Here is a 23,146-nt window from a genome sequence, read left to right on the forward strand (position 1 = left end):
CGGTGGTGGTTTACCAACATTTGTTGGTGGATTTCTACTGGTGGCCAGCACGAAGTCTGATACTCGTGCAACGTATGTCCGTGTTTGAGCGGCTTCGTTCTGCCATGCTTCGCTCCGGATGTATGAGTCGGTACCCACACGGGGTAACGACGATAAACAAAGGAGAAAGACCTTAATGGAAGGTCCAGAAATCAAATTCGCCGAAGCCGTTATTGACAACGGTAAGTTCGGTAAGCGTGTGGTCCGCTTTGAAACCGGCCGTCTCGCACAACAGGCTCAGGGCGCAGTTGCGGCCTACCTAGATGACGAAACTATGCTGCTTTCGGCTACGTCTGTCAGCAAGCAGCCCAAGGATAACTTCGACTTCTTCCCACTGACTGTGGACGTTGAAGAGCGTAGCTACGCAGCAGGCAAGATCCCCGGTTCGTTCTTCCGTCGTGAAGGCCGTCCCTCGACTGAGGCCATCCTGGTCTGCCGTCTGATCGACCGCCCACTGCGCCCATCCTTCGTTGATGGTCTGCGTAACGAAGTTCAGATCGTTGTGACCGTTTTGTCTATTGCTCCAGGTGAGTTCTATGACGCACTAGCTATCAACGCTTCTTCTGCATCAACCCAGATCTCCGGTTTGCCCTTCTCCGGTCCTATCGGTGGTATCCGTATGGTCTTGATTGATGGCCAGTGGGTTGCATTCCCCAACGTTGAGCAGCTCAAAGACGCCGTCTTTGACCTCGTCGTTGCTGGTCGCATCGTTGTGGATAAGGATGGCAAGGAAGACGTCGCCATCATGATGGTTGAGGCAGAAGCTACTGAAGTGAGCTGGGACCTCATCAAGGCTGGTGGCATCAAGCCTGACGAGGAAATCGTTTCTCAGGGTCTTGAAGCATCCAAGCCTTTCCTCACCGCATTGATTAAGGCTCAGGAAGAGCTCGCACGTCAGTCAGCTAAGGAAGTTCAGGACTACCCTGTATTCCCTCTCTACTCTGACGAGCTCTACGAGGCAGTGAGCGAACTCGCTCTTGCTGACCTGGAGAAGGTCTACCTCATCGCTGACAAGATTGAGCGTCAGAACGCTGACGACGAGGTCAAGGCACGCGTCAAGGAAGCCATTGTGGCCAAGGTTGAGGCTGGCGAGCTCGATGAGGCTGCACTGAACCAGTTCAGTGCTGCTTACAAGTCGGTCACCAAGAAGGTTGTTCGTGGACGTATCCTCACCGAGGGTGTTCGTATGGACGGCCGTGGTTTGCGTGACATTCGCGCACTGGATGCTGAAGTTCAGGTCATTCCTCGCGTTCACGGTTCGGCTATCTTCCAGCGTGGAGAGACCCAGATCATGGGTGTCACCACCTTGAACATGCTGAAGATGGAACAGCAGATTGACTCGCTGTCTCCTATCACCTCGAAGCGCTACATGCACCACTACAACTTCCCGCCATATTCCACCGGTGAAACCGGTCGTGTGGGAACGCCTAAGCGCCGCGAAATCGGTCACGGCTTCCTTGCTGAACGTGCACTTGTGCCTGTTCTTCCTGGACGTGAAGAGTTCCCTTACGCTATCCGTCAGGTATCTGAGGCTCTCGGATCTAACGGTTCTACCTCGATGGGTTCGGTGTGTGCATCGACTCTGTCGCTGCTTAACGCAGGTGTTCCTTTGCGCGCTCCTGTAGCAGGTATCGCGATGGGTCTCGTCTCTGACGAGGTCAACGGCGAAACTCGCTACGCAGCTCTGACCGACATCCTCGGTGCAGAAGATGCTCTCGGCGACATGGACTTCAAGGTTGCAGGTACGTCTGAATTCATCACCGCGATTCAGCTCGACACCAAGCTCGATGGCATCCCTGCCTCCGTGCTCACTGGTGCGCTGACTCAGGCGAAGGAAGCTCGTACCGCAATCCTTGCTGTGATCAATGCAGCAATCGATGGTCCAGACGAGATGGCACCTACTGCTCCTCGCGTGATCAGTGTTCAGATTCCTGTCGACAAGATTGGTGAACTCATCGGTCCTAAGGGCAAGACCATCAACACCATCCAAGATGAGACTGGTGCAACCATCTCGATCGAGGACGACGGAACCGTCTACATCGGTGCAACCGATGGTCCTTCGGCTGAGGCAGCTCGCGCACAGGTCAACGCCATTGCGAACCCCACCAACCCTGAGGTTGGCGAGCAGTTCCTCGGTACCGTCGTCAAGCTCGCAACCTTTGGTGCGTTCGTCTCTTTGCTTCCTGGCAAGGATGGCCTGCTACACATCTCTGAGGTGCGCAAGCTTGCCGGTGGCAAGCGCGTGGAGAACGTTGAAGACGTTCTCTCCGTTGGCCAAAAGGTTCTCGTGAAGATCACCAAGATTGATGACCGTGGCAAGCTTTCGCTTGAGCCTGTTCTCGAAGGTGAAGAAGGCGAAGCTACCGCTGAAAACGACGCAGAGTAACACTTACTCATCAGCAGATGCCCGTCCACGTTTGTGGACGGGCATCACTGTTGTATGGGGGAAAACTCTTGAAAAAGGGTGACAATTAATGCCCGGTCGGGGGACATTTTTCCAAGATTGCAAGACCGAAGGTCTGTCGTAACATTGCTGTGACATTTCTGCTCTAATGTCAGATTTATGAGTGGGGAAAACATCGGTACACAAGGGGGAGTAACTCCTGCCGCTGATGTTCCAGATGTCTCTCGCACTATTGGTCAAACAGACATCAGCGTGTTTCCACTTGCTCTTGGTGGTGCCGTGTTCGGCTGGACACTTCCCAGTGGTCGATCCATTGATCTTCTTGATCGGTTTGTCGAACTCGGTGGTCGCATGGTTGACACATCAGACTCCTATTCTTCCGGGATGTCTGAGCAGATTATTGGCAAATGGATGCGCGAACGAGGCAACCGCTCTGATGTTGTTGTGGCAACAAAGGTGGGACGCCACCCTGATTTTTCTGGCCTGTCTGCTTCCAACATTGTGGAGGCAGTTGATGCCTCATTGGAGCGACTGCAGACCGATTACATCGACCTTCTGTATTTCCATGCTGAAGACCCCGATGTGTCATTGGAAGAAAGCCTTTCTGCAGTAGAGAACCTCATCCAAGCCGGAAAAGTGAGAGCTTTAGGTGCTTCCAACTTCTCTGCCGATCGTTTGCTCGAGGCCCGCATCATTGCGGCAAGCGGCTTACCTCGTTTTGAAGCAGTTGCCCTGGAATATTCACTGCTTCGACGAGACATCGTGGAAGGCAACATCACCATGATGGCGATTGCTCAGCAGATGTCGATCATGCCGTATTTCATACTGGCTAATGGTTTCTTAGGCCGACACCGCAATATCAAATCGTTCAACCCAAATGACACCCGATCTCGTCGTGCTGCACAGCACGGAGGTCGTCATGGAACTCACGTGCTTAGAGTATTAGACAACGTTGCGATGGCTCAGGGGGTAGATATTTCAACGGTCGCAGTTGCCTGGGTCCTAGGAAGGTCAGCGGTGGGAATTCCTACTATCGGTGCTGAATCTATTCGTGAGCTCGAAGCACTTATGCATGCACCACATCTTCAGCTTTCTCGTCAGCAGATAGCTGACCTTGATCGTGCTTCTGTTGAGCAGGGTCGGAACTGGCTACCTTCGCTCAACCGTTCGTAATCGATCGGCACAAAGTCAGTACTGTGCTCTAGGCTTGAGCACCGTATGAATAAACCCATTCCTTTCCCTCTAGACCAAGCAGAACTGAGCTTTGTTGCTTCGGGTGATGCCTTAGTACGCCGCAGTGTTTTACCCTCCGGGGTTCGTATTTTGACTGAACGTGTTCCTGGTGCACGCAGTGTGACCCTGGGCTACTGGGTTGCCGTCGGCTCTCGGGATGAAGTGCCAGCTGAATCAGCTCACGATGGTGTTGCAGCGCACCCTGCCAGCCTGGGCTCCACTCACTTTCTGGAACACCTGCTGTTCAAAGGAACACCTACTCGTTCTGCATTGGATATTGCGATTGCTTTCGACTCCGTTGGCGGTGAACACAACGCCGCGACCGCCAAGGAGTACACCTGCTACTACGCCAAGGTACGTGATCAAGATCTTCCCATGGCGATTAACGTGATGAGCGACATGCTCACCTCGAGCGTGATTGATCCAGACGAATTTGAAATAGAGCGCGGAGTAATCCTCGAAGAGCTTGCCATGGCAGAAGATGATCCTTCTGATGTTGCTCAGGAAAGATTTTTTGAGGGAGTGCTCGGAGATCACCCGCTGGGGCGTCCAATCGGTGGAAATCCTGAGACAATTCGCTCTGCGAGCAGAGAAGCAGTTGTTGCTCACTACAAAGCCAACTATCGCCCCAATGATCTAGTGATTACAGCTGCTGGTTCACTCGATCACGATGACCTCGTTGCTCAAGTGCAACGAACACTCGAGGCAGCTGGTTGGGACTTGAGTATCGAGGCAACCCCCGTTCCACGCCGGTCTACTGCCCCAGCTCTGATTACACAAGGCACACCGCTGCAGGTGATTGAACGCCCCATCGAGCAAGCAAACATCATGGTCGGTGTCCCGGGCATTGTCGCCACGGACGAACGTCGTGTCGTACAAACGGTCATGAATTCCATTCTCGGTGGCGGAATGTCTTCACGCCTTTTTCAGGAAATCCGCGAAAAACGTGGCTTGGCATACTCCGTTTTCTCTTTTGCATCGTCGTATTCGGATGCTGGAGCGTTTGGGCTTTTTGCTGGAACTTCTCCCAAAAAAGCACCAGAGGTTGCTGAGCTGTTAATTGGTGAATTCCACAAACTTGCTGAGCAGGGAGTTACAGCGGACGAGCTTGCTCGAGCACGTGGACAGCTAGCCGGTGGTTCAGCGTTAGCTCTTGAAGACACTGACACCCGTATGTCACGACTGGGGAAGTCTGAAATTTCTTCTGGAGAATTCGTCGATTACGACGCAGCTCTCGAACTCCTTGATGCCGTTACTGTTGAGCGGGTTCAAGAACTTGCCAAGGAGCTTGCAGCTGGCAAGCTCTCTGTGGTTTCGGTTGGCCAAGCAGATGAAGCTGCGTTATCGCGTATCCTTGCTCAGGGGTAATTCATGGCACACAACATCATCTTGGTTCGTCACGGCGAACAACTCGACGCCGAACACGGCGTTATTGACGGTCCTCTCTCACCTCGAGGTATCGCACAGGCAGAAGCAGTGGGACGCCGTCTTGCTGACGTTGAGTTCTCCCACGTCTGGCATTCACCTTTGGAGCGGGCTTGGGAAACCGTGCGCGTCATGAGTGAGCAGATTCAAGGCGTTTCCGCAGAACCCTCAGCACTGTTGATGGATTGCATTCCCTCCGGAAAAAGTGAGGAAACGCCCTCGGTTTTTGATCCCTTCTTTGGCTCCGTGACTGATGTCGATATCGAGGCCGGTGCTGCACAAATGGCAGATGCTGTTGCCGAATTTCTTGCCCCGGGCCGCCAGGGTGAAACCGATCTCCTTGTTACCCACAACAACGTTATTGCCTGGTTCGTTCGCGAAGTTCTTGGGGCTCCTGACTGGAAGTGGGTCACCTTGAATCAAGCGAACTGTGGCATCACTGTATTGCAGCAGCGGCCAGGTCGCCCCTGGGCGCTTGTCTCGCATAACGATCTTGGTCACTTGCCTGTGGAATTGCGTTCGGGTATTCCTGACGCCTACACAATCTAGACTTGAGACGTGACTACTTCTGTTGCTGTTGTTGGCGCCTCAGGCAAGCTGGGGTCTTTGGTATGCCGTCTGATCACTGAGTCAGAAGATTTTGAACTTGCCGTCCAGCTGGGCTCCTCCAGTGACTTGTCCGAGATGCTTGTTGCAGACATCGTGGTGGATGTGTCGCTTCCCTCCATCAGCCGTAAAGTTCTCGAATTCGCTGTGGAGAATGGGAAATCAATTCTGATTGGAACCTCAGGGTGGTCTGCTGAGCGCATTAACCAGGTTGAGCCGTTGATCGATCAGCACCCAGAGGTTGGTGTGATCTTTATTTCCAATTTCTCCCTTGGCTCAGCTCTGTCTGCACACCTGGCCACCATTGCTGCCAAGCACTTTGATTCCATTGAAATAATCGAAGCTCACGGAATTCACAAGGTTGACTCTCCCTCGGGCACCGCGGTGAGCACTGCCGAGCGAATCGGCAAGGTTCGAGATCAGGACATCCAAGCTCCTCACGCTGATCAACGTGCCCGTGGTCAACTCGTTGCAGGTGTTCCTGTGCACTCTCTGCGTATGGAGGGTGTCGTTGCCAAGCAGGATGTAATCTTTGGCGGTAACGGCGAGACGCTAACCATTACACACACCACGCTTTCAGACCGTTCCTACGAAGCCGGAATCATGGCCGCAATTCGAGCGCTTCCTGGGCTTTCTGGAAAAATCGTCGGCCTCGACCGTGTAATTTCACTTTAATCACGTGCGAACTTTCCTCGGAGTACTCCTGATGGCAGCGCTGCTGGTGCTGTATTTATGGGCTGCCTTTTACCAAGGAATTATCTTGATTTCCACCGGAGTGCCTGTGGCAGTCGTGATGGGATATGCCCTCATCGTGCTACCTCTGGTGGGTGCATGGGGTTTGTGGCGAGAACTTGCTTTTGGCTTCACCACAAGCAAACTCGTCAAAATCTTGCAGGCTGAAGGCGCTCTCCCCGGAGAAGAAATTCGTCATCGCCCCAGTGGCCGGCCTCTTCGCGAAGATGCCGACAAGGAGTTTCCTCGCTATGCCGCAGCGGTAGAGAAGGATCCAGAAAGCTGGCGAGCGTGGTTTGAACTGGGAATGGCTTATGACGCTTCGGGTGATCGCAAACGAGCTCGTCATGCTATTCGAACGGCAATCTCTCTCCATAAAGCTAATCCTGCCTAGTTAGCTATCCCAAGGCAGTAATACTGCGGGTGGAATTGTTGCTAACAGAGCTAAGGGTGAGAGATAGTCCTCACCTTTACGGGCACCCATATGCAGGCACTCGCAGTGGGACCCTGTTGAAACAACACCAATTACCTGTCCGCGATTGACCAGGTCTCCTTTTTTCAACCCTGAGCTGACAGGTTCGAAACTGGACAGATACTGCCCGTGTTGAACAGAGATGACATCGCGGTTGACCACGTGCCCTACAAAGTGCACAACACCGTCTGCTGGAGCGTAAACTTCTTGGCCTAAGTCTGCAGGTAGGTCAATGCCGCGATGTCCGGGTGCATAAAAGCGCTCAGGCGCCTCGTAGTGTCGCAGGACTGAGCGCTGACCAGAAAGCGGCCAAGACCAGGTTCCTGAAAGTAAGGCATGTGCACTTTGTGCATTGAGGCTCACCACAACAGTGATTGCCAACAGGCTTGTTGCGAGTATCCGAATTGCTTTGACATTCCACATGCGCACGAGCTTGGGGCAATGTCATCATCAAGAGGTGGTGCACAGCATTCTCTGAGCACAACGTCACATTTAGTTGGTTGTGGAGGACTCCTTGGCGTACTCGGCATACAGTTCACGTTCCCGGTTCTTGCGGGGGAAGAAGAAGAACGTGATGAACATGCCAATAATCATGACGAAAATGCCTGTGGCATAGGCCCAGTTAGCACCTGCGAGGAATGATGCTTGAGCTGCATCCACAATTGCGGTGGCATAGTCGGGATATTGCTTCGCAACGTCCTCGGCACTTCCGAAGGATTTCTGTAATGCCTGGCTGACATCCGAGGTGATGAGTGATTTTGTTGCTTCTGGAGCATCCGCGATTGCTTTCGAAATAGCTGAGGCGTAACCTGCGCCCAAAATTGCGCCCAATAAGGACTGCATGATGGAGCCACCGAGATCGCGTTGAAGATCACCAGTACCGGAGGCCATACCCACCTTGGTGACCGGAACAGAATCCGTCAGGGCGTGAGAAGCGGGGGTTCCAGCAAAGCCCACCCCGATGCCGACCAGAATGTAGCTGAGCAAGACAAAAGCAACTGGGGTGTGGATATTCCACAAGAGGAGCATGCTGACGAAGCCAAGCATGCACACAACAAAACCTATGAGAAGAGTTGTGCGTGATCCATAGCGTTCAATCATGCGACTAGAAAATGGAGCCACGATGACCATCGAAATCGCACAGGGCAAGATGGCGGCACCAGCTTCGAGCGTGTTGTATCCCAGGACGTTTTGGAGAAACTGCTGCCCAACAAACATTGCGCCCATCAACGAACCAAAGACGATAATTCCGGACACGGCAGCAACCCAGAAAGGCGGCCTCGCAGCATAGCGAAGATCAAAAAGAGGTTCGCTGGCACGTTTTTGTCGCCAGAAGAAGAGAACTCCCATCACAGCAGCAAAGCCGAGCATGCCCAGGGCAATGCCTTCTTGAGAATCCAGAGCGAGGTAATTGATTCCCAACACCAATGAACCAATAAACAACGCAGAAAGCACACCGCCAAGGTGATCGACTTTGTCGTCTGTTTCATTGATGTGGGCTGGTACTAAGCGCCACACCATGAAGATTGCCACGATGGCAAAGGGAACAGCAATAAGGAAGCTGTAACCCCAGGGAAGAACCAAAAGAACAGCACCTGCGAGCAAGGTGGATGAGGCGGACATTGCTGCACCTATCGCAGACCACAGCGCAATGGCCCTTGTTCTGGCGGGGCCAGACCACAACGCTGTAATCAAGGCCAACGTCGTGGGATATGCCATACCTGCAGCAAAACCACCGATGAGGCGAGACAGTGCCAACATCTCAATCGTGGGGGAGAGCGACGACATCACCGCGGCAGGAATGCCGATAATCAAACCCAGTAAAAGCATTCCCTTACGGCCGAAGCGGTCACCGAGAGCACCCAAATACAGAACTGTGGCAGCAAGACCCAACGAAAAGCCGACAGCGACAATGTTGAGCCCAGCTTGAGATGCACCCAAGTCTCGACCAATATCGGGAAGCCCGACGTTAGCTACCGACAGGTTCATGTTGGCAACGCCAGCCCCCAAAATCAGGGCGGTAAGGATGAGGCCAGCGTTCTTGGGAGAAGTGCTGGGGGGAAGAGCTTCGGAAGCTGAAGATGCCATACCCCTATTGTGCCTGTTATGCTAGCTAAGCACTCCATTTATGGGGTGACTTCGCGTGCCCACCACGTATGACAAAACCCTTCGGTCGAATCTGAGCAATCAGATTCGCGGGAATTGCATCGGGCACTAGGGCAGAAACCAACCGGTTATCTGCGACAAAACCGCAAGCGGTATGAGTTGTGCTGTGCACAAAACATGCCAAGAAAAGGAGATGGCCATGGCCGTCGTAACAATCCGCCAGCTGCTTGACAGCGGTGTTCACTTCGGACACCAGACTCGTCGTTGGAACCCCAAAGTAAAGCGTTTCGTTCTCGCAGAGCGCTCCGGTATCCACATCATCGACTTGCAGCAGTCTTTGGCACACATTGACAATGCCTACGACTTTGTTAAGGAAACTGTCGCACACGGCGGCACCATCCTCTTCGTGGGAACGAAGAAGCAGGCTCAGGAAGCAATCCTGGAGCAGGCAACTCGTGTAGGTCAGCCCTACGTCAACCAGCGTTGGCTCGGTGGCCTCCTCACCAACTTCAACACAGTTGGTAAGCGCCTTGCTCGCATGAAGGAGCTCGAAGAGCTCGACTTCGAAGACACCACAAAGAGTGGCTTCACCAAGAAGGAACTGTTGATCAAGAAGCGTGAACTCGACAAGCTCCACAAGAGCCTCGGTGGTATCCGCAACCTGACCAAGACTCCTTCCGCTATCTGGGTTGTTGACACCAAGAAAGAGCACCTGGCTATTCAAGAAGCAAAGAAGCTTGGTATCCCTGTTATCGGTATCCTCGACACCAACTGTGACCCAGATGAGATGACATACCCCATCCCAGGTAACGACGATGCAATCCGCTCTGTTGGTCTACTCACTCGTGTGATTGCAGATGCAGTTGCTGAGGGTCTTATTCAGCGTCACCAGAAGCCTGCTGAGGGCGAATCTGCTGAGCCTTTGGCTGAGTGGGAGCGCGAACTCCTCGAAGCCAGCGCTGAGGCAGTAGTCGAAGCAGCAGTTGTTGAAGCGGTAGCTGAAGAAGTTGCAGCAGAAGTTGTTGCTGAAGAAGTAGCTGCACAAGAGAAGAAGCCTGCTGCAAAGAAGGCTGCTGCTCCTAAGGCTGAGGCTGCAGAAAAGAAGCCAGCCGCCAAGAAGCCAGCTGCTAAGAAGCCAGCTGCCGAATAATTTCCGACACTCAATCCTTAAATAGGAGATATAACTATGGCATCTTTCAGCATGGAAGACCTCAAGACCCTGCGCGAGCGCCTCGGCACCGGCATGGTCGACACCAAGAACGCCCTCACCGAAGCAAACGGTGACTTGGAAAAGGCAACCGAAATTCTTCGTCTCAAGGGAGCAAAGGGTAACGCCAAGCGTGCCGACCGTTCCACCAGCGAAGGTCTCGTTGCTGCCAAGGAAGAAAATGGCACCGCGACAATGATCGAGCTCGCCTGCGAGACCGACTTCGTGGCCAAGGGTGACAAGTTTGTTGCTCTGTCTGAGAAGGTTCTCGACGCAGTTTCCGCAGCTGGTGCAACCAGTGTTGAAGCGGCACTGGCAGCACCTGCTGGTTCACAGACTGTCGCTGAACTCATTGCAGATGAAGCAGCAATTCTTGGTGAAAAGATTGAACTTCGCCGTCTCGCATCATTCAGTGGTGACAAGTTCTCCATCTACCTGCACCAGACCAGCCAGGACCTTCCTCCACAGGTCGGTGTTGTTGTTGCTTACACAGGTGACGACGCAGAGACCGCTCGTGCTATTGCGCAGCACATCTCCTTCGCTGACCCCGTGTACCTCAGCCGCGCAGATGTTCCTGCAGAGGACATCGAGAAGGAACGCGCAATCGTTACCGAAATCAGCCGTAACGAGGGCAAGCCCGAAGCGCAGCTGGAGAAGATTGTTGACGGTCGTATCACTGCCTACATCAAGCAGATTGCTTTGCTCGAGCAGGAATACTCTCGTGACAACAAGTTCAAGGTTCAGCAGGTCGTTGACAACGCTGGCCTGACCATCACCGGCTTTGCCCGTTTCAAGGTTGGCGCATAGTCACAAGCACAATTGGTAAAGAAGCCCAATCCCGTTGGATTGGGCTTCTTTCATGTGTGCCGTAGTGGGCACCACGTTTCACCAGAGTAAATTAGTAGCAGCATTACTTCACTAGATAAGGATTCTCATGCCGACACACACCCGCCGTCGAGTACTTCTCAAGCTTTCGGGTGAGGCGTTTGGTGGCGGTGGACTTGGTGTCAATCCTGACGTCGTCAGCGCCATTGCCCGTGAGATTGCCGTTGCCTCAGAAAAGGTAGATGTTGCGGTAGTCGTCGGTGGTGGAAACTTCTTCCGCGGAGCTGAGCTGTCTCAGCGAGGTATGGACCGTGCGCGAGCCGACTACATGGGAATGCTGGGAACAGTTATGAATGCCCTCGCACTGCAAGACTTCTTAGAGCAAGCAGGTGCCGCTACCCGTGTGCAATCCGCTATCGCAATGAGTCAGGTTGCAGAGCCTTACCTGCCGCTTCGCGCAATTCGCCACCTTGAAAAGGGACGTGTCGTTGTCTTCGGTGCCGGTGCTGGTCTGCCGTTCTTCTCCACAGATACTGTCTCGGCCCAGCGTGCACTCGAAATTCACGCTGATGAGGTCCTGGTTGCAAAAAACGGTGTCGATGGTGTCTACACCGCAGATCCGAAAACAGACCCCAGTGCTGAAAAACTTGAGACAGTCACCTTTCGGGATGCTCTCAAACGTGGACTCAAAGTTGTCGACTCCACCGCCTTCAGCCTGTGCATGGACAACAAGATGCCCATGCGAGTATTTGGTATGGAACCTTCCGGAAATATCACCAAGGCAATCCTGGGAGAAAAGATCGGCACGCTGGTCACCAACTAGACTGGCATTCTCGCACCAAATTTCAAGGAGTTACCGTGATTGCGGATGTATTGTCAGATGCTTCAGAGCGTATGGCCAAGGCTGTTGAAGTAGCCAAGGAAGATTTCTCGAGCGTTCGCACCGGCCGCGCTAACCCAGCCATGTTCCAAAAGGTCATGGTGACCTACTACGGCAGCCCGACACCTTTAGCTCAGCTGGCTTCTATGCAGAACCCTGAAGCACGCACCCTCCTGATCACCCCGTTTGATAAGGGCGCACTGCGCGACATCGAGCAGGCCATTCGCGACGTACCAAACCTGGATGCGAACCCCACCAATGACGGCAACGTCATTCGTGTGACCATGCCCGAGCTCACTGAAGAGCGACGTAAGGAATACGTCAAGATCGTGAAGGCTAAGGCCGAAGACGCCAAAGTTTCTCTGCGGAACATCCGACGCAGTGCCAAGGATGGCATTGATGCATTCAAGGGTGAACTCGGTGATGACGAGCGTGCTCGTGGCGAGAAGGAACTCGAAGCGCTCACTAAGAAGTATGTTGATGCTATCGATGAGGCTCTCAAGCACAAGGAAGCTGAACTTCTGAAGGTATAGTGAACTCTGGTTCCTGCCATGAACGAGAATCCACATCGCGATGAACACAGCAAGAGAAATCCTGCTGGAGAATTGCATGCCCAGTTAAGGGCTACCCGGGCAGATTTCGAACGCCAACTTGAGGCTCGGCGTCTCCAATTCGAAAAAACGAACGAAAAAATCAAGCAAAAATCGGGACGTAATCTTCTCGGAGCCATTGGCATCGGAGTTGGCTTAGGCGCACTGTTACTTCTGAGCCTCTTGGTCACCAAAGAGCTATTTATGTTCTTTGCAGCTTTTTTGCTGGGGATATCTGCTGTTGAGTTATCTACAGCGCTGAGGGCTATGGGGCGGCGCGTACCACGCATTCCCTCGGCAGCCACAGCTGTCGTAGCTGTACCAGTGGCCTATTACTTTGGTGTTATCGCTGCCATTGGGGTTGCCATCATCGGGGTAGTTTTTGTCTCCGCATGGCGTGCTCTCGAAATCAAGAGGGGGGTTCATGCCATTGCGGATGTGAGCCTGTTCAAAGATTTCAAAGCTGCTGCTTTTGTTCAGGCCTACGTCACCGTTTTGGGAAGCTTTGCCGTGGCATTGGTGTCACAACCCAACGGACAATGGTGGACTCTGGCCTTCTTGATCATTGTTGTCTCCGTGGACACTGGCGCTTATGTCAGCGGTTTGAACTTTGGCAAGCACCCCATGGCGCCCAAGATCAGTCCCAAGAAAACCTGGGAAGGTTTTGCTGGGGCAGGCGTCGCTGCGATTATTGCCGCAGTTGTGTTGAGCATATTTATGCTTGGACAACCGTGGTGGTTTGGTCTTATTCTGGGCCCCATTCTGCTTGTAACTGCGACGCTGGGTGATTTGGGTGAATCTCACATCAAGCGCACCATTGGTGTGAAAGATATGAGTTCCTGGCTTGCTGGTCACGGTGGTTTTCTCGATCGTTTGGACTCGATTTTGCCTTCAGCTCTGGTGACATATGTGATCTATGTCCTAGTTGTGCACTAACGCACATAATTCTCTGAAACAATAAGTCTTGTGAGTATGTCTTTTCCCCGCGTCAAGCGCGGCGCCCGCGGATACAACGCAGAGCAAGTCGATGCATTTATTGCACAGGCACGCGTTGCCTATGACAGCAATATTGCTGGGGCGGTGACTCTGACCTCTACAGACATTCGCAACACAGCTTTCTCGTTACAAAAGGGTGGTTACTCTACTCGTCACGTTGATGGTGCACTAGAGAGACTAGAAACAGCCTTTGCCGAGCGGGAACGTGCGGTTGCATTGGCCACGATGGGTGAAGCTGCCTGGCTGCAACAAACCAGCGAGCTTTCTGCAGCTCTCACGTCACGTTTTGCACGCAAGCCTGGACAGCGATTCAACAAAACTAAATTCCTCGCTCAGGGTTACAAGGTCAAGGACGTGGATGCATTTGCCGAGCGGGTTAATGCATTCCTGACAACGGGTGAACCACTGAGTGTCGCTGATGTGCGTTCTGTAACCTTCCGACCAGGTCGTGGGGGTTACGACGAGGCGCAGGTTGATGCTGTTCTTGATGCTCTAGTTGAGCTGCTGTTAGCCCTCGGAAACAACTAAAACCCCTGTTCAGACGCTCTCCATTGGCTGATTATCAGCCTTCTGAGCTAAAATCAGAGCACTGTGGGTAGACATTCAGAAGTAACTCGCGCGTCGAACCGTTCGGTTCCACGCGCCACGAGTGACTCTGCAGCCTCAGCTTCATCGGCGCGCAGAGGTTTTTCGCTTGCCCTGCCGCGATTTTCAGGCCCACAACTGTTCCCATCTCAGCGTTCATTCAAGCTGTTCTCTTCAGCCTTTTTTGTCACCGTTGGTTTGCTGCTGGTCAACGTAGTTGATCCTTACTCTGGTGCCGTGGCTTCGCCGTACTACATCCCGGCAACAATCGTGGCTCCTGATGGTCAAGATATTGATGTTGACGGCACCTACACCACTGCGGCAGGCCGTGATGGTGTGAGTATCAGTGCGAGAGTTGCCGCTAAGGCTGCTTCTGCTTCTGCTCCTGCAGCAGGAATTCCTGATCCAGATACTGCTCAGGCGATTGGTCTTCAGGCTGTGTTGGCACGTGGCTGGGGTATGGAACAGTTTGATTGCCTTGTTGCGCTGTGGAACCGTGAATCCCACTGGAACGTATACGCACACAACAAGAGCAGTGGCGCCTACGGTATTCCACAATCTTTGCCTGGTGAAAAAATGGCAACCGTGGCAGATGACTGGCAAACCAATCCGGCAACACAGATTGAGTGGGGACTTCGATACATCCAGGGCCGTTACGGTTCGCCCTGTGGTGCGTGGGCTCATTCTGAAGCCGTTCACTGGTACTAATGGCCAAGAACAACCGATCCCGCAAACGGGAAGCGGAGTATGAACCTTTAGACATCGAGCGTCTCACAACGGGATTTCGACGTACAGAGGTCCGTAATGGGCGCGAATGGACCGTACAGCCCATTTCAGCGCTCAATGCGAACAAGACGTATACCTGCCCAGGATGCTCGCTGATGATTCAGGAGGGCGTTGCCCACCTGGTCACATGGCGTAACGATGGAATCTTGGGTGATCAGGCAGATCTGGAAGCACGGCGCCACTGGCACCAGGCATGTTGGAAGATGAGTTAGATATGGCTGTTGAAATTCGTGGCGGGATCAACCTGCCCGCACGTCGAGAAGACATTGAATTGCACACCAGTGACGGTCTGACCTTGGTGGGGGAGTTAGCACTCCCGCTCGAAGGAGAACCGGTTGCCACGTTAGTAACCTTGCACCCACTACCCACGGCAGGCGGCTTCATGGACTCCCATATCCTGCGGAAAGCTGCCGGCAGACTGCCTGCGCTAGCGCAGTTAGCCGTATTGAGATTCAACACCCGTGGCACGAAGTCTGCTCGCGGACACAGCCACGGCGAATTTGGCCACGGTGTTGATGAACGCGCTGATGTCGCAGCCGCCATGGATTTTGTTCACCAGCGAGGACTTCCACACCCCTGGCTTGTTGGTTGGTCCTTTGGAACTGAGCTGGCGTTGAAATATGGCCGAGAGCACGCCATCGAGGGCGCCATTTTGCTGTCCCCGCCATTGCACCGTGCTACAGCAGAAGAAGTGGCAGCGTGGAATAACGACCACCGTCAGCTTGTTGCGTTGGTTCCCGAGCATGATGACTATTTGAAGGGACCTGAAGCGCGTGAGCGCTTCTCCACGGTCTCTCATATTGACATCGTTGAGGTTGAAGGTGGAAAGCACCTGTGGGTGGGCGAGAACCAAACAAAGCGTGTTCTCAACGAAATAGTTGAAAGAGTCAACCCCCCAGCCGCGCCATTGCCGGAGTTCTGGGAAGGCGATTTCGAGGGCTCAGCGCAATAACGAGGTTAGACCTGGTCTTGAGCCGGATAGACGACCTGTTTGACCACCAGCACAATTGAGGCTGCGATAGGAATCGCCACAAGTGCTCCGAGAACACCCATCAATGTTCCGCCAGCCAATGCCGCAATAACGACAATGGAACCTGGGATAGAGATGGCCTTGTTCATGATGCGCGGGCTGAGCACGTAGGCCTCAATCTGCATGTAAATCAAGAAGTAGATGCAGATAATGAGAGCGGTTTCAGGTCCTGCCAAAAGAAGCTGACCAGAGGTCACCAAAATCCATGACAGCACTGTACCTACGAGAGGAATCAGTGCGAACAAGAACGCAAGGAATCCAAAGAGCAGTGCTTGCTTTCCACCGATGAGGGTCAAAACAATGAAAGCGAGCAAACCGTTCAGTACAGCCAAAGAAATCTGTCCCACAACATATTTACCGACACCGCCGGTAATTTCCTCGCTCATGCGAATGAAGTTGTCGCGACGGCTCTTGGGTACAAACTTGTAAACGGTGTCCTTCACCAGCTGCAGTGATGCGGTGAAGTACAAGGTCAAAATAACCACAATCAGCGTTCCACTGACGGCATTAGCTACACCAACTCCAACAGCTAATGCACCGCCGGCAATCTTGCTGATGTTGGCAGGGTCACTAAAGAATTTCCCAATCTCAGAAATAACGGCATTGACATCAACGACATCGCCAAACTGCTTGTCAAGGAAGGCGATCCAATCCTGGGTACGCAGCTGGGTAATTTCTGCAGGCAAATGAGTCCACAGTGAGACCATCTGGTCAATCATTGCCGGAACAATGGCAAACAAGACTCCGATAAACACTCCAAGCACACCCACAACAACGGTGGCAATGGCAGCCCACTTGGGGAATTTCTTTGTTTCCAGCCACTTCACTGCAGGGTCAAGGCCCAAAGACAGGAACAAGGCAATGAAGATATAGGTGAGAACTGTTGCCAAGGACTGCACCGCAGTCATTAGGATGATTCCTAGACCAACGCCCAAGCTACCGATTAGACCGGCGCGGAATGCGTTTTGAATTTTCACTGGGAAAGCTCCTTTTTCGTGGCACGCTTCGTGGGGCGCGGCGCCACCGGAAGTGTGTTCTCTAACTCCAACCGTAGCGCGTCAAAGAATGAAGCGACGGATTCACGCTCAAGACGAATGTCTTCAAGTTGGGTATAAATCGAGGCCAGAACTGCAGCAACATACTTTTCGGCGTCAGCAATGATTTTGCGGGCATGAGAAGTGGCTGCATCCTCAGTGGCAGCTGCCTTCCTTCGTGCCTGCTCGATAATGTGTTGGGCGTCCATATCAGCTGAGTTTTCTTGTGCAGCCAACTGTGCTTCCAGTTCACGCTGGGCGGTTCTCGATATTGCGAGCTGTGCCTCAGCAGAGGCGAGGTACTTATCAGTCTGCAAAACAGATTCCTGGTGTCGTTGTTCAATATCGTGTTCCATCTGAGCACGAACAGCTGCGCCATCAGCGTTGAGCTTGAGAATGTGCATAATCTCGTCGCTGACCGTGACGCCCTTGTCTCGGCCAGCTACGAGGACCAAACGCAACTCGGCAGCCTCACGCTGAGCATCAGCAATGATTCGACTTGCTTCATTACGAGACTCTGCACGCATTTTTGCGCTCAATGTCGAACTGTCACCATGAATTTTCTTTGCTTCTGCCTGGGCCTCAGCAATGATGCGATCTGCTTCAGCCTTTGCGGAAGCAATAATGTCTTCAGCGTCAGCAGCTGCTTCCTCGCGAATCTCGTGAGCATTCTGAAGAGCTTCAGCTTGAACCTGCTCATAACCTTCGCGCGCAGATTCAATGAACTGGCTTGAAGTTTTCTCCGCAGCTGATCGAATCAGCAACGCATCACTTTCCGCGTTGAGAATAATCTGTCGTGCGTGTTTGTCTGCCTGAGCAAATTTCTTGGTCAGTTGTGCTGTGAGTCCGGCAGGAGTGGGGCTTGCTTGATTGCTGAGTTCGAGTTCGAGCTCAGATACACGTTCTTCTAGGGCTTTCAGTTGATTGAGTGTGTCATCGTGCAGCGTTTTGGCGGCGAGCAGCTCACGGCGAAGTTTCTGCACCAACGCGTCGACTTGCTGAGGATCATATCCACGCAAGACGCGAGCAAACGAGGATTCAGAAGACACTGTTCCCTTTCATACTCTCGACTTTCGAGAGAAAGCAACCCTGCGAGTCTACCTAGATGTGAGGCTCCAATCTGCGCCGAATAAGGGGAAACAGCCCCTCACAGGTTTCCCTCACGCGTTTCGGGTATCTTTATTAGGACTTAACGTGACGTTGGTGACCAAATCTGGTGTCATGAACGTGCATACGTACTAGGAGACAAATCGTGCGGTTCATTATTGCTATTGGCGTGTTCGTCGTAGCGGCCATTCTGCTTGGCATCGGTGTAACCCAGAAACTATTTTTCTCCGGACCCGAAATGATCACCCTTAGTGCGGAAGTAAAACCAAACACTCCCTACATGGTCATCGACGGTAAGACTCTTACTCTCCACGGAAACACCCCCTACATCACCGTTTCTGGTGCTAGTGCTGGCAACTTTGTTGGTTATGGTCGCACCACAGATGTCAGAGCGTGGATTGGAACAGACGACTTTGATGCTCTCGGTTATTCGACAAACCAGAGCAAGTTTGTTGTTGCGGCAGGAAAGCCTCTGGAAGTAGATCCAGAAAATCCTGCTTTGACTGAACTACCTGAACAAACCATGACAAACCCTGCAGGCAGCGACTTATGGCTTGGTGAAGCCAGCGCACAAAAAGCTGCGACCGTGCCTACCGAACTTGATAAAAGCATGTCGGTTATCATCGCATCAGATGGAACGGCAAATGCTCCAGGTGATGTAACAATTTCGTGGCCGCTCCCCAGCGCTGTCCCGTTTGCTACTGGATTCATCATCATCGGTGGCGTGTTGGCACTGGTCGGCCTGATTTTGTATTTGTGGGCACTGCGCCATGACCGCAATTCTCAAGGACCCAGGCGTCGGGGATCAGGTCCCAAGCCGCCTAAACCTCGTAGCTTGAGTATGCCGAAACCTCAATCTTTGGTCAGTGCCGCGACCAAGGGTCGCCGTGCACTGCCACGAGGTTCAAGTTTCGTGGCGCTGGGTCTCGCCGGTGTGCTGACTGTGGGATTGAGCTCGTGCAGCCCTTTCCAAGCCCCACAGGCACCTGCTGAACAATCAACTCCTTCAGCAACGCCAACCCCCGGTATCGAAGGTGAACCCCCAGCAGTGACCGAACGCCAACTGGGTGTGATTCTGGAGAAAATTTCTACCGTTGTATCTTCGGCAGATTCCACGCTGGATGCAAACCTATCGGCAACCCGTTTGATCGGACCTGCCCAGGAGATTCGTGCGGCGAACTACGCCATCCGCAAGGTTGACGGCGGAGTTCCCGCTTTGCCAGCCCTCGCAGCTTCGCCCATTACGTTTGTCATGCCACAGGCAACTAACGCTTGGCCCCGCCAGGTCATCGCAGTTGTGCAAAACGAGAAAGATCCTTCTGTACCCACCATGGGTCTGATGATGATCCAAAACTCCCCTCGAGAGAACTACCACATTGAATATTTGGTCACGCTGGAACCAAATGCCTCAGTGCCCACTGTTGCGCCAGCAAATGTTGGATCGGCTCTGGTTATGCCAGACTCTAAGCTTCTGTTGATTTCCCCCGACCAACTTTCTGCCGCATATGGCTCAGTCTTGATGCAAGGTGAAGCAAGCCCTTATTACGGTTTGTTTGACCTCACTGCTGACACCCTCGTCACGCAGGTGGGTAAAGCCTATAAAGACCAAAAAGTTGGATCACTCTCTGGTCGTGCATCGGTTGAATTTAGTCAGTCACCGGGAACTGGAGTCCCGATGGGCTTGGCAACACTCGACTCTGGTGCCATAGTGACCGTCGGTTTGAACGAGATTGAAACCGTCAAGCCCACTGAAGCCGGAGCATCCGTCAGCCTCGAGGGTCAAGCTAAAACCTTGAGTGGTACTTCGTCTTCGCCAACAGGTGTGGAAACTACTTATGGGTTGCAACTTGCCTTTTATGTTCCGCCACTTGGCAGCACAGAAAAGATTCGCCTGCTGGGTTACACCCAGGGCCTGATTGCAGCAAAGGGACTCTAATGTCGATGCCGTCACTTCCTAACCTGCGTGGCGCGGTTGATCTCAGCTCGCTGGTAAACCGTCCTGCACCAGGATCTGTGCATACAGCTGGTGGAACTCGAGCACCGGGTGAACCCTCTGCGCCAGTTTCTGCGGGAACTTCGGTTCCAGTTCCACAATTGGTTCTCGAAGGAACAGATACTAACTTCACTGCCATTTTGGATCTGTCTAATCAGGTACCGGTCATCGTTGACCTGTGGGCAGACGAAGCTCCCCAGTGTGCTGAACTTTCTCCGATTCTGGAAAAGGTTGTTCTTGCATTTGAGGGACGCCTGATCCTAGTTCGCGTGAACGCCGTCGAGAACCCTCAACTAGCCCAAGCTTTCCAAGCACAAACCGTACCAACGACCGCTGCAGTGTTAGCTGGCCGACCCCTTCCACTCTTTGCCGGGCTTGCCGCACAAGCGGACATTCAGAACCTCTTTGAACAAGTTCTAGAACTTGCCGCACAAAACGGTGTTGTGGGCATCGCCAAACCTGCAGGAGCTCCTGCAGGGGAAGCAGGTGCTCCAGTAGAGCCACCAGTACCTGCTCTTCCGCCGTTGCACCAGGATGCCTTTGATGCTGCAGAACGTGGAGACTACCCAGCAGCGATTGCAGCGTGGGAAAAGGCCCTGAAGCAAAACCCTAACGACGCTGATGCGAAAGCTGGTCTAGCTCAGATTTCTCTGCTTCATCGTCTGCAAGGCAAAGCGATGGCAGATATTCGTGCTGCAGCCGCAGCTAACCCTCACGGGCTAGAGCAGCAGCTGGATGTTGCAGATCTCGACGTCTCCGGCGGCCACATCGAGGACGCTTTTGATCGTCTCCTCGTGCTTTTTCCCACCTTGGATCAAGATGGCAAGAACGTCGTTCGTGCCAGGTTGCTTGAGCTTTTTGAGGTTGTCGGTGTGACAGACCCAGTAGTCAATGCCGCACGGATGCGACTGACAAACCTGTTGTACTAGTTACTTTGCAGGCTTGTAGAAGAACAGCACACCTAATGGGGGAAGGCTGATTCTTGCCGAGTGCTCGAAGGAACCCCACTGATCCCGAGTAGCAGTTACTTTGCCCATATTGCCCACACCGGAACCACCAAAGTCCTGTGCATCAGAGTTGAACAACTCAGCCCAGACTCCACCCGAGGGTAAACCAAGTTGGAAATCATGGTGAGGGTTTCCTGCAAAGTTTGCCACCACAGCTAATGCGTTGCCCTTGGCGTCATAGCGGAGAAATGAAACAACATTGCGGCCGTTATCGGCACCATCAATCCACTGGAAGGCTTCAGGGTCGCTATCGCGCTGCCACAGTGCGGGGGTGTCCTGATAGACACTATTGAGTTGCTTCACCATCCGCTGCAAACCTTGGTGGGCAGGCTGGTCCAAAATCCACCAATCCAGGGAGCGTTCCTGGCTCCACTCAGAGGGTTGACCAAACTCTTGCCCCATAAAGAGCAGTTGCTTTCCAGGATGGCCCCACATAAATGCCAAATATGCGCGCATATTTGCCAGCTTTTGCCAGTGATCGCCGGGCATTTTTGCCAGAAGCGATCCCTTTCCGTGAACAACCTCGTCGTGAGAAATCGGCAGGATGAAGTTTTCACTAAACGCATACTGGAAGGAGAAAGTGATGTCCCAGTGGTGATACTCCCGATACATCGGATCGGTGTGAATGTATTCGAGGCTGTCATGCATCCAGCCCATGTTCCATTTGAAGCCGAAGCCTAAACCGCCGCCTTCGGTGGGAGCGGTGACACCACCCCAGGAAGTGGATTCTTCGGCGGCCATAATGACACCGGGGTGGTGTTTATACACGGTGGCGTTGGCTTCTTGAAGGAAGTTGATGGCTTCGAGGTTCTCGCGCCCACCGTATTGGTTAGGCAACCACTGGCCATCTTCGCGACTGTAATCCAGGTACAACATGGATGCGACGGCGTCGACGCGTAATCCATCAATGTGGAACTCTTCGATCCAATACAGCGCGTTGGCTACGAGGAAGTTGCGCACCTCATTGCGACCAAAGTCAAAGATGTAGGTTCCCCAGTCGGGATGCTCCCCCTTGCGAGGGTCAGCATGTTCGTAGAGAGGCTGGCCGTCAAAACGCGCCAAAGCCCATTCATCTTTGGGAAAGTGGCCGGGAACCCAGTCCAGGATTACACCGATTCCTGCATCGTGCAGGCGGTCGATGAGATACTTCAGATCATCTGGGTCGCCAAAGCGTGCAGTTGGAGCGTAGTAGCCAGTGACCTGGTATCCCCAGGAAGGGCCGTAGGGGTGTTCCGCCAATGGCATGAACTCCACGTGGGTAAATCCAGTTTCCAAAACGTGACCAATGAGGTCATCAGCCAGTTGGCGGTAGGACAATCCTTGACGCCATGAACCCACGTGCAGTTCATAAATACTCATGGGGGCAGCATGTTGAGCAGTTTTTGCTCGCTTGGTCAGCCACTTCTTATCGCCCCAGTTGTAGGTGGAGTGCGCAATGATGGAGCCCGTCAGCGGTGGGCACTCAGTTTGCCGAGCCATCGGATCAGCACGTTCAACCCAGTGGCCTGCCTTGGTGAGAATTTCAAACTTGTAGACCTCACCGGGGTGCACATCGGGCACAAACAATTCCCACACACCACTGGAGCCCAGCGAACGCATCGAGTGCCCGTCCCCGTTCCAGTTGTTGAATGTTCCTTTCACGCGCACAGCCTGAGCGTTAGGAGCCCACACACTAAATGCCGTTCCTTGAACTGTCCCCTTGACTCCGCCGTGGCCGATATAGCGAGCACCGAGAACTTCCCAGAGCCGCTCGTGTCGACCTTCACGAATCAAGTGAAGGTCTAGCTCACCGACGGTGGGGGCAAAGCGATAGCCGTCTTCTGCAACCCACTCCGAACCGTCGGGGTAACGGGTTTCTATTGTGTAATCCTGCAAACCGAGGGTGTGTGCACCCTCCCAGATGCCATGGCCTGCGTGAGCGAGTTCAATACGTGCTTTACTGCTCAAGACAGCGATAACCTCAGATGCCAATGGGCGTCGAGTGCGAATAATCGTGACCTGGTCTGTTGAGCCTTCCACAGTAATGAGGTGCTGTCCGAGCACACTGTGCGGGTCGTAATGGCTTCCCTGAGCAACCCAGGCAAGCAAA

The 23,146-nt window shown here is 53.2% G+C and carries 22 protein-coding genes; 17 read left to right on the forward strand and 5 right to left on the reverse strand.

What is annotated here, in order from left to right:
• The first annotated feature begins 175 nt into the window (after positions 1 to 175).
• The 6 genes from AURUGA1_RS02770 to AURUGA1_RS02795 all read left to right on the forward strand — a co-directional run bounded on the left by AURUGA1_RS02770 (position 176) and on the right by AURUGA1_RS02795 (position 6,833).
• Entirely contained in the window at positions 176 to 2,425 is a 2,250-nt protein-coding gene (locus AURUGA1_RS02770; protein ID WP_114128776.1) for a polyribonucleotide nucleotidyltransferase, read from the forward strand.
• Positions 2,426 to 2,602: 177 nt separating this feature from the next.
• Positions 2,603 to 3,616 (forward strand): aldo/keto reductase, encoded by a 1,014-nt coding sequence (locus AURUGA1_RS02775; protein ID WP_114128777.1) that lies wholly within the window; start codon positions 2,603 to 2,605, stop codon positions 3,614 to 3,616.
• A 45-nt stretch (positions 3,617 to 3,661) separates the two neighbouring features.
• Positions 3,662 to 5,044 (forward strand): pitrilysin family protein, encoded by a 1,383-nt coding sequence (locus AURUGA1_RS02780; protein ID WP_114128778.1) that lies wholly within the window; start codon positions 3,662 to 3,664, stop codon positions 5,042 to 5,044.
• A gap of 3 nt (positions 5,045 to 5,047) precedes the next feature.
• Positions 5,048 to 5,650: a histidine phosphatase family protein gene (locus AURUGA1_RS02785; protein WP_114128779.1), complete on the forward strand. Its 603-nt coding sequence runs from the start codon at positions 5,048 to 5,050 to the stop codon at positions 5,648 to 5,650.
• A 9-nt stretch (positions 5,651 to 5,659) separates the two neighbouring features.
• Complete coding sequence (dapB, locus tag AURUGA1_RS02790; RefSeq protein ID WP_114128780.1) at positions 5,660 to 6,382, forward strand: 4-hydroxy-tetrahydrodipicolinate reductase; 723 nt, start codon at positions 5,660 to 5,662, stop codon at positions 6,380 to 6,382.
• Positions 6,383 to 6,386: 4 nt separating this feature from the next.
• A complete protein-coding gene (locus AURUGA1_RS02795) occupies positions 6,387 to 6,833 on the forward strand; it encodes a tetratricopeptide repeat protein (RefSeq protein ID WP_114128781.1) in 447 nt (148 codons plus the stop codon).
• Here AURUGA1_RS02795 and AURUGA1_RS02800 read toward each other — a convergent pair whose 3' ends face one another.
• Both AURUGA1_RS02800 and AURUGA1_RS02805 read right to left on the reverse strand, forming a co-directional pair.
• Positions 6,834 to 7,334 carry a M23 family metallopeptidase gene (locus AURUGA1_RS02800; protein ID WP_162784037.1) on the reverse strand — a complete coding sequence of 167 codons (501 nt, stop codon included), beginning with the start codon at positions 7,332 to 7,334 and terminating at the stop codon, positions 6,834 to 6,836.
• Between the two features lie 69 nt (positions 7,335 to 7,403).
• Complete coding sequence (locus AURUGA1_RS02805; RefSeq protein WP_114128783.1) at positions 7,404 to 8,999, reverse strand: MFS transporter; 1,596 nt, start codon at positions 8,997 to 8,999, stop codon at positions 7,404 to 7,406.
• A gap of 217 nt (positions 9,000 to 9,216) precedes the next feature.
• Here AURUGA1_RS02805 and rpsB point away from each other — a divergent pair, with 217 nt between their 5' ends.
• The 9 genes from rpsB to AURUGA1_RS02850 all read left to right on the forward strand — a co-directional run bounded on the left by rpsB (position 9,217) and on the right by AURUGA1_RS02850 (position 15,838).
• A complete protein-coding gene (rpsB, locus tag AURUGA1_RS02810) occupies positions 9,217 to 10,167 on the forward strand; it encodes a 30S ribosomal protein S2 (protein WP_114128784.1) in 951 nt (316 codons plus the stop codon).
• A gap of 36 nt (positions 10,168 to 10,203) precedes the next feature.
• Entirely contained in the window at positions 10,204 to 11,031 is an 828-nt protein-coding gene (gene tsf, locus AURUGA1_RS02815) for a translation elongation factor Ts (RefSeq protein WP_096381626.1), read from the forward strand.
• A 127-nt stretch (positions 11,032 to 11,158) separates the two neighbouring features.
• A complete protein-coding gene (gene pyrH / locus AURUGA1_RS02820; RefSeq protein ID WP_114128785.1) occupies positions 11,159 to 11,872 on the forward strand; it encodes a UMP kinase in 714 nt (237 codons plus the stop codon).
• 35 nt (positions 11,873 to 11,907) lie between these two features.
• Positions 11,908 to 12,462 (forward strand): ribosome recycling factor, encoded by a 555-nt coding sequence (gene frr / locus AURUGA1_RS02825; protein WP_096381621.1) that lies wholly within the window; start codon positions 11,908 to 11,910, stop codon positions 12,460 to 12,462.
• 18 nt (positions 12,463 to 12,480) lie between these two features.
• Positions 12,481 to 13,455: a phosphatidate cytidylyltransferase gene (locus tag AURUGA1_RS02830; protein ID WP_114128786.1), complete on the forward strand. Its 975-nt coding sequence runs from the start codon at positions 12,481 to 12,483 to the stop codon at positions 13,453 to 13,455.
• A 36-nt stretch (positions 13,456 to 13,491) separates the two neighbouring features.
• The gene (locus AURUGA1_RS02835) at positions 13,492 to 14,043 is read left to right on the forward strand and encodes a DivIVA domain-containing protein (RefSeq protein WP_114128787.1); all 552 of its coding nucleotides are present in this window, start codon (positions 13,492 to 13,494) and stop codon (positions 14,041 to 14,043) included.
• Positions 14,044 to 14,106: 63 nt separating this feature from the next.
• The gene (locus AURUGA1_RS08100) at positions 14,107 to 14,808 is read left to right on the forward strand and encodes a lytic transglycosylase domain-containing protein (RefSeq protein WP_205214671.1); all 702 of its coding nucleotides are present in this window, start codon (positions 14,107 to 14,109) and stop codon (positions 14,806 to 14,808) included.
• Complete coding sequence (locus AURUGA1_RS02845; RefSeq protein WP_114128788.1) at positions 14,808 to 15,098, forward strand: hypothetical protein; 291 nt, start codon at positions 14,808 to 14,810, stop codon at positions 15,096 to 15,098. The genes AURUGA1_RS08100 and AURUGA1_RS02845 overlap by 1 nt, the downstream gene beginning before the upstream one ends.
• Positions 15,080 to 15,838, forward strand: coding sequence for an alpha/beta hydrolase (locus AURUGA1_RS02850; protein WP_240187383.1), 759 nt, complete (start codon positions 15,080 to 15,082; stop codon positions 15,836 to 15,838). Before AURUGA1_RS02845 ends, AURUGA1_RS02850 begins: the two co-directional genes overlap by 19 nt.
• Before the next feature lie 5 nt (positions 15,839 to 15,843).
• Here AURUGA1_RS02850 and AURUGA1_RS02855 read toward each other — a convergent pair whose 3' ends face one another.
• Positions 15,844 to 16,893 (reverse strand): AI-2E family transporter, encoded by a 1,050-nt coding sequence (locus AURUGA1_RS02855; RefSeq protein WP_114128790.1) that lies wholly within the window; start codon positions 16,891 to 16,893, stop codon positions 15,844 to 15,846.
• A complete protein-coding gene (locus tag AURUGA1_RS02860) occupies positions 16,890 to 17,999 on the reverse strand; it encodes a DivIVA domain-containing protein (RefSeq protein ID WP_114128791.1) in 1,110 nt (369 codons plus the stop codon). The genes AURUGA1_RS02855 and AURUGA1_RS02860 overlap by 4 nt, the downstream gene beginning before the upstream one ends.
• Positions 18,000 to 18,202: 203 nt before the next feature.
• On the opposite strand from AURUGA1_RS02860, the gene AURUGA1_RS02865 reads away from it, so the two are divergent.
• Positions 18,203 to 19,993, forward strand: coding sequence for a hypothetical protein (locus AURUGA1_RS02865; RefSeq protein WP_114128792.1), 1,791 nt, complete (start codon positions 18,203 to 18,205; stop codon positions 19,991 to 19,993).
• A complete protein-coding gene (locus AURUGA1_RS02870) occupies positions 19,993 to 20,979 on the forward strand; it encodes a tetratricopeptide repeat protein (protein ID WP_114128793.1) in 987 nt (328 codons plus the stop codon). Before AURUGA1_RS02865 ends, AURUGA1_RS02870 begins: the two co-directional genes overlap by 1 nt.
• On the opposite strand, the gene glgB is transcribed toward AURUGA1_RS02870, so the two are convergent.
• Complete coding sequence (gene glgB / locus AURUGA1_RS02875; RefSeq protein ID WP_371412369.1) at positions 20,980 to 23,145, reverse strand: 1,4-alpha-glucan branching protein GlgB; 2,166 nt, start codon at positions 23,143 to 23,145, stop codon at positions 20,980 to 20,982.
• Between the last annotated feature and the right edge of the window lies 1 nt (position 23,146).

The organism is Aurantimicrobium sp. MWH-Uga1 (assembly GCF_003325955.1).
Lineage (GTDB): Bacteria > Actinomycetota > Actinomycetes > Actinomycetales > Microbacteriaceae > Aurantimicrobium.